The sequence below is a fragment of the bacterium genome (assembly GCA_030654305.1).
Classification (GTDB): Bacteria; Krumholzibacteriota; Krumholzibacteriia; order LZORAL124-64-63; family LZORAL124-64-63; genus PNOJ01.
This window is the reverse complement of the sequence record JAURXS010000332.1, coordinates 1-10,217: the sequence shown is the minus strand read 5'-3', so window position 1 is coordinate 10,217 and position 10,217 is coordinate 1. Positions and strand designations below refer to the sequence as shown.

11 protein-coding genes are annotated in these 10,217 nt (G+C 73.0%); 10 read left to right on the top strand and 1 reads right to left on the bottom strand.

Annotated elements, in window-relative coordinates; all coding sequences use genetic code 11:
* Positions 1-488: hypothetical protein (locus tag Q7W29_09645; GenBank protein MDO9172082.1), on the top strand; the 488-nt coding region annotated here is incomplete at its 5' end.
* Between the two features lie 107 nt (positions 489-595).
* On the opposite strand, the gene Q7W29_09640 is transcribed toward Q7W29_09645, so the two are convergent.
* Positions 596-1,858, bottom strand: coding sequence for an aspartate kinase (locus Q7W29_09640; protein MDO9172081.1), 1,263 nt, complete (start codon positions 1,856-1,858; stop codon positions 596-598).
* A gap of 152 nt (positions 1,859-2,010) precedes the next feature.
* Between Q7W29_09640 and radC the strand changes: the two genes are divergently transcribed.
* The 9 genes from radC to Q7W29_09595 form a co-directional block, all read left to right on the top strand.
* Positions 2,011-2,778, top strand: a complete 768-nt coding sequence (gene radC / locus Q7W29_09635) for a DNA repair protein RadC (GenBank protein ID MDO9172080.1) — start codon at positions 2,011-2,013, stop codon at positions 2,776-2,778.
* A 5-nt stretch (positions 2,779-2,783) separates the two neighbouring features.
* The gene (locus tag Q7W29_09630; GenBank protein MDO9172079.1) at positions 2,784-3,818 is read left to right on the top strand and encodes a rod shape-determining protein; all 1,035 of its coding nucleotides are present in this window, start codon (positions 2,784-2,786) and stop codon (positions 3,816-3,818) included.
* A 13-nt stretch (positions 3,819-3,831) separates the two neighbouring features.
* Positions 3,832-4,755: a rod shape-determining protein MreC gene (mreC, locus tag Q7W29_09625; GenBank protein ID MDO9172078.1), complete on the top strand. Its 924-nt coding sequence runs from the start codon at positions 3,832-3,834 to the stop codon at positions 4,753-4,755.
* On the top strand, positions 4,752-5,243 hold the full coding sequence (gene mreD / locus Q7W29_09620; GenBank protein ID MDO9172077.1) for a rod shape-determining protein MreD: 492 nt from the start codon (positions 4,752-4,754) through the stop codon (positions 5,241-5,243). The genes mreC and mreD overlap by 4 nt, the downstream gene beginning before the upstream one ends.
* Before the next feature lie 21 nt (positions 5,244-5,264).
* Positions 5,265-7,028 (top strand): penicillin-binding protein 2, encoded by a 1,764-nt coding sequence (mrdA, locus tag Q7W29_09615; protein MDO9172076.1) that lies wholly within the window; start codon positions 5,265-5,267, stop codon positions 7,026-7,028.
* Positions 7,025-8,299 (top strand): rod shape-determining protein RodA, encoded by a 1,275-nt coding sequence (rodA, locus tag Q7W29_09610; protein ID MDO9172075.1) that lies wholly within the window; start codon positions 7,025-7,027, stop codon positions 8,297-8,299. Before mrdA ends, rodA begins: the two co-directional genes overlap by 4 nt.
* Positions 8,300-8,311: 12 nt before the next feature.
* Positions 8,312-9,073, top strand: coding sequence for a prolipoprotein diacylglyceryl transferase (locus Q7W29_09605; GenBank protein ID MDO9172074.1), 762 nt, complete (start codon positions 8,312-8,314; stop codon positions 9,071-9,073).
* Positions 9,060-9,986, top strand: coding sequence for a shikimate dehydrogenase (NADP+) (locus tag Q7W29_09600; protein ID MDO9172073.1), 927 nt, complete (start codon positions 9,060-9,062; stop codon positions 9,984-9,986). Before Q7W29_09605 ends, Q7W29_09600 begins: the two co-directional genes overlap by 14 nt.
* Positions 9,983-10,217, top strand: a 235-nt coding sequence (locus Q7W29_09595) for a hypothetical protein (GenBank protein ID MDO9172072.1), incomplete at its 3' end; no start/stop codon positions are given. The genes Q7W29_09600 and Q7W29_09595, both read left to right, overlap by 4 nt.

Below are 10,217 nucleotides of genomic sequence, written 5' to 3'. Positions count from 1 at the left end.
CCTACGACGGCGCCTACTACCTGGACGATGCGCGCTCGTTCAGCGCCGGGTTGGGCCTGAGCCTGCTGCCGCACCCGGACCGGATGCTGCAGGCATCGCTGACCTGGTCCCGAGTCGAGAGCCGTCTGTCCGATCCCGCCGGGGTCGTCGACAACTGGTTGCTGCGCCAGGACGTGGAGACGGATGCCTTGTGCCTCCGCCTGGGAGGGGAGACACGTGTCCTGTACTGGCTCACGGTGCGCGCCGGCGTGTGGAAGACCATGTCCCAGACCGAGGTCGCGCGATACGGCGCCGAAAGGTGGGACCTGTACGGCGGCATCGGCAGGGACGAGATGGATGCCAGCCTGGGGTTGGGTCTGCACTTCGGCGACTTCGACGCCGACATGGTGATGACCGATGCCGCGCCGTTCAGGGCGGGCGGGTTGCTGACCGGCACGACCGGCGGCAACGCGCTCTGGTCGCGGATCACCCTGCAGGTCGTCTTCTAGGAGTGTCACGAGGAGCGTCAGGGTCGCCGTGAGGCGACGCGCAGACGTGAAAGGCACAACGCCGCGGGGCGGGCCGGAAGGCCCGCCCCGTCCGCGTCAGGCCCTGCTCACGCTTCGTCGCCGGCGAGGTACGCGTCGTGCAGCGGCTGCAGCAGGCGGGAGGCGTCCTCGGGGCGCAGCAGCAGACGCAGGACGGCGCCGTCGGCCAGGATCTCGGGCTCGTCGACGCCGTGGGCGGCCAGCAGTTCCCCGACCTGGCCGGCGACGGTCACCCAGTTGGCGGGCGGGCGCCCGGCCAGGGCCAGGCAGGTCAGGCCGCGACGGAAACGCACGGCGTCGCCGGGCCCGCCGACGTCGGGGGCGAGGCTGTCGCGCACGCGGGCCAGCGGCTCGGCGCGGTGCAGCACCCGCCAGCGGCAGCGCCCGGGGCCCTGCTCGAGCCACTCGCCGAGGAACAGGTCGCCGCGGCAGGCGGCCGCGGCGGCGTCGCGCCAGCGGGCGAAGCGCGCCGGGTCGTCGGTGGCCAGGTCGAGCAGCGCCACGTCGTCGGTCGCCACCAGGGACAGGGGCCGCAGCCGGGAGGGCGGGTTGCCGGGGGCGTCGCGGTCGCCCGCGCGGGCGGCGGGGACGATCAGCGTGCCGGGGCTGTCGTGGAAGCTCGAGCCCACGAACAGCGGGACGCCGTGCTCGCGGGCGTAGGCCACGGCCCGCGGGTGGACGACCTCGCAGCCGGCCTCGGCCACGGCCGCCATCTCGTCGTAGGTGAGCGCATCGTGGCGGCGGGCGCCCTCGATGAGGTGGGGGTCGGCGGTGAAGACGCCGTCGACATCCTTGAGGATCTCGCAGCGCTCGGCGCCGAGGGCCGCGGCCAGCGCCACGGCGGTGGCGTCGCTGCCGCCGCGGCCCAGGGTCGTGATCTCCTTCTGGCGGCTCACGCCCTGGAAGCCGGCGACCACCACGACCAGGCCGCGGTCCAGGGCCTCGCGCACGCGGTCGGCGCGCACTTCGAGGATGAGGGCCTCGGTGTGGCTCTCGTCGGTGATCACGCCGCACTGGCTGCCGGTCAGGGAGATCGCGGGCACGCCGCAGACCTCCAGCGCCATCGAGAGCAGGGACATCGAGACGCGCTCGCCCACCGACAGCAGCATGTCCAGTTCGCGGCGCGGCGGCTGCGGGCTGACCTGCCGGGCCAGGTGCTCCAGCTCGTCGGTGTGGCGGCCCATCGCGCTGACCACCACGACCAGCCGGCAGCCGCCGGCGCGCTTGGCGGCCAGGTCGCGGGCCACCGCGCCGATGCGGTCCACCGAGGCCAGCGAGGAGCCGCCGTACTTGCGCACGAGGATGGGGAGCGGGGCGGCGGACGCGGGCATGCGGGTCTCCTGCGGGTGGGGCTGCGGGCCGCGTGCAGGATAGGCCGCGATTCCGGTCGGAACAAGCGAAAACGGCCGCACGCGCCCCGAAAAAGGGTTGCCCGCCTCCCGGGGCCGTGCTAGATTGGCGCCACCTCCCGTGTGGGGGTAGAGTGTTCAAATCAAAAGAGATACGGATATCGCCCCTCGACAGGACGTCGCACGCACGCCCCGTCGGGCCCACGGACGTCTCCAGTCCGCACGGCCGGCTGCTGCGCCTCGGTCCGAAGGCGCTCTCGCCCGGCGAGATCCTGAGCCTCGTGATGGGACCCGGCGGCGCCGCGGCGCCGGCCGCGACGGCGGCGGTGCTGCTGGACCGACACGGCGGTCTCGGCGCGCTCGCGCGCCTCGACGCCGCCCTGCTGTGCCGCGAGCGCGGCGTGGGGCCGGCGCGGGCGGTGCGCTTGGCCGCGGCCTTCGAACTGGGCGCGCGCGCCGGCGCGGAAGTGCGCGACACCGGACCTCTGGTGCGCGGGCCCGCGGACCTGGTGCCCCTGCTCGAGGAGTCGTTCCGCGGCTGCGACCGCGAGCACTTCCTGGCGCTGCACCTGGACGCGCGCCACCGCGTGACGCGGGTCGAGACGGTGTCCGTGGGCTGCCTCGACGCTTCGCTGGTGCACCCGCGGGAGGTCTTCCGCGGCGCCGTCGAGCGGGGCGCCGCGGCGCTGATCGTCGCGCACAACCACCCGTCGGGCTGCGCCGAGCCGAGCCGCGACGACCTGGAACTGACGTCGCGGCTGGCCGCCTGCGGCCGGCTGCTGGGGATCGAACTGCTGGACCACATCGTGATGGGTCGCGGGGAGCACACCAGCCTCCGCGAGCACGGGTGGCCGGCCGAAGACCGGCACAACGCGCCGCCGCCGGCGGCGCGGAGGAGATGAACGCCATGTTCGGGAATTGGGGCAACTTTCTGAACAACGACATCGCCATCGACCTGGGCACGGCGAACACCCTGGTCTACATCAAGGGCAAGGGCATCGTGCTGAACCAGCCCTCGGTGGTGGCGCTGGAGAAGTCCACGGGCAAGGTCTACGCGGTGGGCAGCGAGGCCAAGGCCATGCTCGGCAAGACCCCGGACAACATCCAGGCCATCCGGCCCCTGAAGGACGGCGTCATCGCCGACTTCGAGGTCACCGAGTACATGCTGCGCGAGTTCATCCGCCAGGCGCAGAAGAAGCGCCACTTCATCGCGCCGCGCATCGTGATCTGCGTGCCCTCGGGCATCACCGAGGTGGAGAAGCGCGCCGTGCGCGACTCGGCCAAGCACGCCGGCGCCCGCGAGGTCTTCCTGGTGGCCGAGCCCATCGCCGCCGCCATCGGCGTCGGCCTGCCGGTCGAGCAGCCCAGCGGCAACATGATCATCGACATCGGCGGCGGCACCACCGAGATCGCCGTCATCGCGCTCAACGGCATCGTCTGCGACACCTCGATCCGCGTGGGCGGCGACGAGATGGACGAGGCGATCGTCACCTACATCAAGAAGAACCACAACCTGCTCATCGGCGACCAGACCGCCGAGCACATCAAGAAGACCGTCGGCTCCGCCTTCAAGCTCCGCCAGGAGGAGGAGATGGAGGTCAAGGGGCTCGACCAGGTCACCGGCATCCCCAAGATCCAGAAGGTCTCCACGCTCGAGATCCGCGAAGCGCTGCAGGAGCCGATCCAGGCCATCGTCGATGCGCTGAAGCACGCGCTCGAGCAGACGCCGCCCGAGCTGGCGGCCGACATCAAGGACCGCGGCATCGTCATGACCGGCGGCGGCGCGATGCTGCGCGGCCTGCCCGACCTGCTGCGCGAGCACACCGACCTGCCGATCAACCTGATGGACGACCCCCTCTACTGCGTGGTGCTGGGCACCGGCAAGATCCTCGACGACTTCGAGCGCTACCGCGCGGTCGTGATGAAGAGCACGCGGGACTGAGCGGGAACGGTCGATGGGCCTCAACCTGGCAACCCACACCCGCCGCAACGAAAACCTGGCCGTGGCCGTCTGCGCCGCGCTCTCGATCGGCCTGCTCGCGCTGCCGTCGGCCGACCGGATCCGCGTCGCCGGCGTGCTGGGCACCGTGCTGACCGGCCCCTACGACCGCTTCGCGGCCTTCGTCGCCGACGTCGGCCGGGTGCGCCGCGACAACGCGTCGCTGCGCGCCGAGGTGGCGGCCCTGAGCGTCGACCGCGAAGCCGCCGAGCGTCTGCGCCGCGAGCGGGACGAGCTGCGGCAGGCGCTCGGGCTGCTCGACGCCGCGCCCGCCGACCTCGTGCCCTGCGAGGTGCAGCGCCGTCGCGTCGCCGCCTCGGCGTCGTTGATCCTGGTGCGGTCCGTCGAGGCGGTCGCCTGGGAGCGCTACCAGCCCGTGATCACCGTCGACGGCCTCGTCGGCCGCGTCCACACGCCGGCCGGCCCCAGCGCGGCCTGGGTCGAGCTGCTGAATTCCCCGGGCGTCGGCGTCAGCTGCCAGCTGGTCCGCACGGGGCTGCCGGGCATCCTGCACCCGCGGGAAGGCGACGAGTTCGACCTGGCGCTGGTGGGGCGCGACGAGGATGTCGAGATCGGCGACCGGGTGGTCACCTCGGACGTCGGGCTGCTGCAGGGCGAGGCGGCGGTGCCGCAGGACGCGCTGCCGCGCGGCCTGCCCGTCGGCGTGGTCGTCGCCGTCGAGTCGCCGCCCGAACAGCTGTTCAAGGAGATCCGCGTCAAGTCGCTGGCGTCGTTCAGCCGGCTGGACGTGGTCTTCGCCGTCGTCGGCCGTGGCGACTGGCTGACCACCGTCGGCGCGAGGCCCGACTCCGCTGCGGCGGGCACGGCGTCCCCCGACTCTGCGTTCTCCGATGCCGCGGCGGCGGGGGTGCGGCCGTGAACCGCTTCCTGCGCACCACGTCCCTGCTGGGATTGCTGGCCCTGCTGGGGGACACGCTGCTGGCGCCCCTGCTGACCTTCGGGCACATCGGTCCGGATTTCTCGCTGATCGCCGTGGCGATCCTGGCCCTGGCCGAGGGCGCCTTCGCCGGGACGGTGGGCGGGTTCGTGCTGGGCCTGGTGATCGACACCGCCTCGCCGGACCGGCTCGGCCTGAGTTCGCTGTCCAAGTCCCTCGCCGGGTTCGCCGCCGGCCGCGCCCGGGCCCGCTTCAACTTCGGCATCCCGGCGGTCGAGGGCACCACCGTGGCGATCCTCGCCCTGGGGCACGACGCCCTGCACCTGCTGGTGCTGAGCTGGACGGGGCGCGGCGCCTTCCTCGAGCCGCTGTTCACCGCGGCGCTGCCCTCGGCCCTGTACACCGGCCTGGTCGCGATCCCCCTGATCCGGGCGGCGGACCTGCTGGGTCTGCTCAACCGGGACGACTGAACCCGCGGACCGGGAGGCATGATGCCGCACACGCGCGCCCTCCAGGCCCGCATCCTCCGCGCCGCGATCCTGCTGTTGTTCGGCGTGATCGTCGTCAACCTGCTGGTCATGCAGGTCGTCAAGCACGACGAGTACGAGAGCCAGTCCCTGGAGAACCGCCAGCTGCGCCAGCGCATCCTGGCGCCCCGCGGCCGGATCCTCGACCGCGACGGCCGCCTGCTCGCCGACAACGTCTACATCGCCGACATCACCGTCCCCAACCGCTGCCTGGGCCAGGCCGGGCCCGACTCGACGCTGGACAAGCTGCTGACCTGGCTCCGCCTGCCGCGTTACGAGACGCTCGACCGCCTCGCCGGCGAGCAGGCCGCCGGCCGGCCCCGCCTGACGCTGGTCGCCAACGCGGCCATGCCGCAGATCGCCGTCATCGAGGAGCGCGGGCGCGAGCTGCCCGGGGTCAAGGTGGAGACGCGGTCGCGGCGGCGGTACCTCGACGGTCCCCTGTTCGGGCACGTCATCGGCTACGTGGGCGAGACCCTGCCGGGCGAGATCGGCGAGGAGGACGACCCCGACGGCTACAAGCCCGGCGACTGGATCGGCCGCGACGGGATCGAGGCCGTGTACGAGGAGCGCCTGCGCGGCCAGGCCGGCTACACGCTGCAGGAGGTCAACGCGGTGGGGCGCGTCGTCGGCCGCCGCGAGGTGGAGCTGCGGCCGGTGCGCTCCGGCGAGGATGTCGTGCTGACGCTCTCCCAGGCGCTCCAGGACACGCTCGGCGCGGCCATGGGGGAGAACCGCGGCTGCGCCGTGGTGCTGGCGCTGCCGAGCGGGGAGGTGCTGGCGGCGGTCAGCGCGCCCAGCTACGACCCGAACGTGTTCACCGCCCGCATCTCGACCAAGGACTGGCAGGCCCTGCAGTCCGACCCGGGCCACCCCTTCCTGAACCGGCTGACGCAGGCGACGTACCCGCCCGGCTCCCCCTACAAGATCGTCACCTCGCTGACGGCCCTGCAGAACGGGGTGGCCAACCCCGCGACGTCGTTCGCGCCCTGCGGCGGTTCCTACCAGTTCGGCAACCGCTCGTTCCGCTGCTGGAAGCGCGAGGGTCACGGCGGGGTCGACCACACTTCGGCCCTGATCCACTCCTGCGACGTCTTCTACTACCAGCTCGGCCTGCGCCTGAACATCGACCAGCTGGCCGTCACCGCCCGCATGCTGGGCCTCGGCGCTTCGACCGGCAGCCCCTTCCGGGGCGAAGCCTCCGGGAACGTCCCCGACACGGCGTGGTACGACAAGAAATTCGGGTCGCGCGGCTGGTCGCGCGGCGTGATGCTGAACAACGCCATCGGGCAGGGCGAGCTGCTGGTCACGCCCCTGCAGATGGCCGTGCTGACGGGCCGCGTCGCGACCGGCCTGGCCGACCTGCGCCCGGTCTTCGTGCGGGATCCCGCGCCGACGTCGTCGCCCGGGCTGCGCGCGTTGCCGATCGGCGCGGCGCACCTGGACTGGGTCCGCCGCACGATGCGGCAGGTGGTGGACGTGGGGACCGGCACGCGCGCCCGCGTCCGGTCGATCGAGGTCGCGGGCAAGACCGGCACGGCCGAGAACCCCCACGGCGAGGACCACGCCTGGTTCGTCTGCTTCGCGCCGGCGATCCTGCCGGAGGTCGCGGTGGTGGTCATCCTGGAGAACGGCGGGCACGGCGGTGCCGTCGCCGCGCCGGTGGCCGGCCGCTGGCTGAACGCCTACTTCGCGCAAAAGGAGTCCCCGGAGGTGGTTGCGCCGTGAAGCTCACGTGGCCCCGCAATCCCGGCGAGGGCGCCTGGGTCATCCCCGCGGCCTACGCGGGCCTCTGCCTGTTCAGCTTGGCCACGCTCTGGAGCGTGACCGAGGGCATCCACGGCCCCTACGAAATCATGGACCCCGGCGTGCCGAAGTCGATCTTCTGGCGGCAGGTGGTCTGGGTGGTCATCGGCTGGAGCGTGCTGCTGACGGTGCGCAACCTGCCGCTGCCCTGGATCGAGCAGGGGACGCCCGTCTTCTACCTGCTCTGCGTGTTGCTGCTGGCGATCGTGCTGGTGGCGGCGCCCGTGGTCCAGGGGGCCCGTCGCTGGTTCGACCTGGGGCCCATGCGTCTGCAGCCGTCGGAGCCGGCGAAGATCGCCGTCATCCTGATCCTGGCGCGCCTGCTGGCCGCCTTCCACGCCCAGGAGAAACGCCTGGTGCCGGTGTTGTTGTCCCTGCTGCTGACGGGGCTGCCGCTGCTGCTGGTCATGCGCGAGCCCGACCTGGGCACCAGCCTCGTGTTCGCCGCGATCTGGATCGTGGCGGTGTTCTGGTACGGCCTGTCCTGGGTCCTGCTGCTGAGCCTGGCCTCGCCGCTGCTCAGCGCCGTGTTCAGCTTCTACGCCGAGACGGTGGCGGGCTCGCCGTGGCCGTGGGGCCTCTACCTGCTCGTGCTGCTGGCGGCCCTGACCAGGGCCCGCTTCCGGCTCCTGGAGAACCTGGGGCTGATGGCGGCCAACATCGTCACCGGCCTGGTCACGACGTTCTTCTGGGAAGGACTGCACACCTACCAGCAGGAGCGCATCCTCACCTTCTTCGACCCGGCGCGGGACCAGTTCGGCTCCGGCTACCAGGCGATCCAGTCGAAGGTGGCCATCGGCTCGGGCGGCCTGTTCGGGACGTCCTACCTGCAGGGCACGCAGAAGGGCCTGGCCTTCCTGCCGGAGCGGCACACCGACTTCATCTTCTCGGTGGTGGGCGAGGAGTTGGGCTTCATCGGCGCGATGCTGCTGGTGGGGCTGTACCTCGTGATCATCCTGCGGGGCCTGCAGATCGCCCTGGAGGCGCGGCGGCCCTTCTCCTCGCTGCTGGCGGTCGGCGTGGTCACCTACTTCACCTTCCACGTCGCGGTCAACATCTGCATCACCACGGGCCTGATGCCGGTCACGGGCCTGCCCCTGCCGGTGATGAGCTACGGGGGCTCGAACATGCTGACGTCGGCGATCATGCTGGGCCTGCTGACCAACGTCGGTTCCCGCAGCTTCGAAACCTAGAGGACGGTACGCATGCACCCGCAACTGTTCGGCATCGTCAAGAGCTACGGCCTGCTGCTGGCGCTCAGCTTCCTGGTCGGCATCTGGCTGAGCGTGCGGCGCGGGCAGGCGCGCGGCTTCGACCGCGACACGATCATGGACCTGTGCTTCACGGTGATGATCTCGTCGCTGGTGGGCGTGCGGCTGTTCTTCGTCCTGACCCATCTCGGCGACTTCCGCCCCTGGTACCGCGTGTTCTTCATCTGGGAAGGCGGCCTGACCCTCTACGGCGGCATCCTGTTGGCGACCGCCGCAGTCCTGTGGAGCTGCCGTCGCCGCCGGCTGCCGTTCCTGCGGGTCGCGGACGCCCTGGCCCCCCAGGTCGTCCTGGGCATCGGCCTGACGCGCATCGGCTGCTTCCTGAACGGCTGCTGCTACGGGCGGGCCACGGACTCGGCGCTGGGCGTCGTCTTCCCGCCGACCTGCGAGGCCGGCGCCGTCTCGCACGGCGCGCCGCTGCACCCCACGCAGCTGTACGCCTCGGCGGCCGGGTTCCTCGTCTGGGGCCTGCTGGTGCTCGGCGACCGCCGCCCCTTCCGCGACGGCGTCGTGTTCGCCCGCTTCCTGCTGCTGTACGGGATCGCGCGCGCGCTTGAGGACCTCCTGCGCGCCTACGAGCCCGGCGCCGTCGTCGCCGGGGTGACCGTGAGCCAGGCCATCAGCGCCGCGCTGGCGATGGCGGGCCTGGCGCTGCTGATCCATGTGAGTCGGAGCGGGCGTCGTGGACGGGACTGAGGGCGGGATCCTGCGGCTCGCGCCCGACGGCGCGTCGTGGCGTCGCGACGGCCGTCCCTGGACGCCGCCGCGGCCCTTCTACGCGGTGGTGGGTGATCCGGTCGGGCATTCCCTCTCGCCCCGCTTCCAGGGGGCGGCGCTGCGGGCCGCCGGCCTCGCCTTCGACTACCTGGCCGTCGAAGCCGGCCCGCGCGAGCTGGCCGCGCTTTTCGAACGGGATCGCGACCTCGGCCTGCGGGGCTGGAACGTGACGACGCCGCACAAGGCGGCGGCGGCGGCGCTGTGCGCGCGGCTGACCGCCGACGCCGCCGCCGTCGCCGCCGTGAACACCGTGCGCCGGCGCGCCGGCGGCTGGGAAGGGCACAACACCGACCTCGGCGGCATCGCGGCCTTGCTGGCCGGTCTCGACTTCCCGGTCCGTGACGCGGTCGTCGTCGGCGCCGGGGGGGCGGGCAGGGCGGCGGCTCTGGCCTGCCTGCGGGCCGGCGCCCGACGGGTGCGGCTCATGACGCGCTCGGCGAGGACCGCCGCCGGTCTGCGCCGCTGGTGCGGGACGCTGGCGGCGTCCGCGGCCGCCCGGATCGAGGTGCCGCCGCCGGGCCGTCCGCTGTCCGCGCTGGGCCTTCATCCCGGGGCGGTCGTGGTGGACGCGACGCCGCCCGGCGCCGATCTCGCCGCCGTCCTGACCCCGCCGCCCGACGTGCCGCTCGGGCTGTGGCTCGCACTCAACTACGGTCGGGGCGGCCCGGAACCGGACGCGGTGGCCGCCGCCGCCGGCGCGGGGATCGACATCGCGCGGCGGCTGGACGGGCGTCGCGTGCTGCTCGAGCAGGGCGCGCTGGCGTTCGCCTGGTGGTTCGGGCGGGCGCCCGACCGCGCTGCGATGGCCACCGCGCTGGAACTGCCGCGGTGATCGCGCCGGCCGACCTGCCCGGCGTCGGCGCGCGGGCGATCCTCGAGGCTCTCTGGCCGTCGCGCTGCGCGCTCTGCGGGCTCGCGGTGGGCGACGTCCCCGCCGCGGTCCGACGGCGCGCGGGGATCCGCTGGTGCGACCCCGCGGCCCTGTGCCCGTCCTGCGAGGGCAGGTTGCCCGCGGCGCCGGTCGTGCTGCGCCACGACGGCGCCTCGCCGCCGCTGGTGGTGG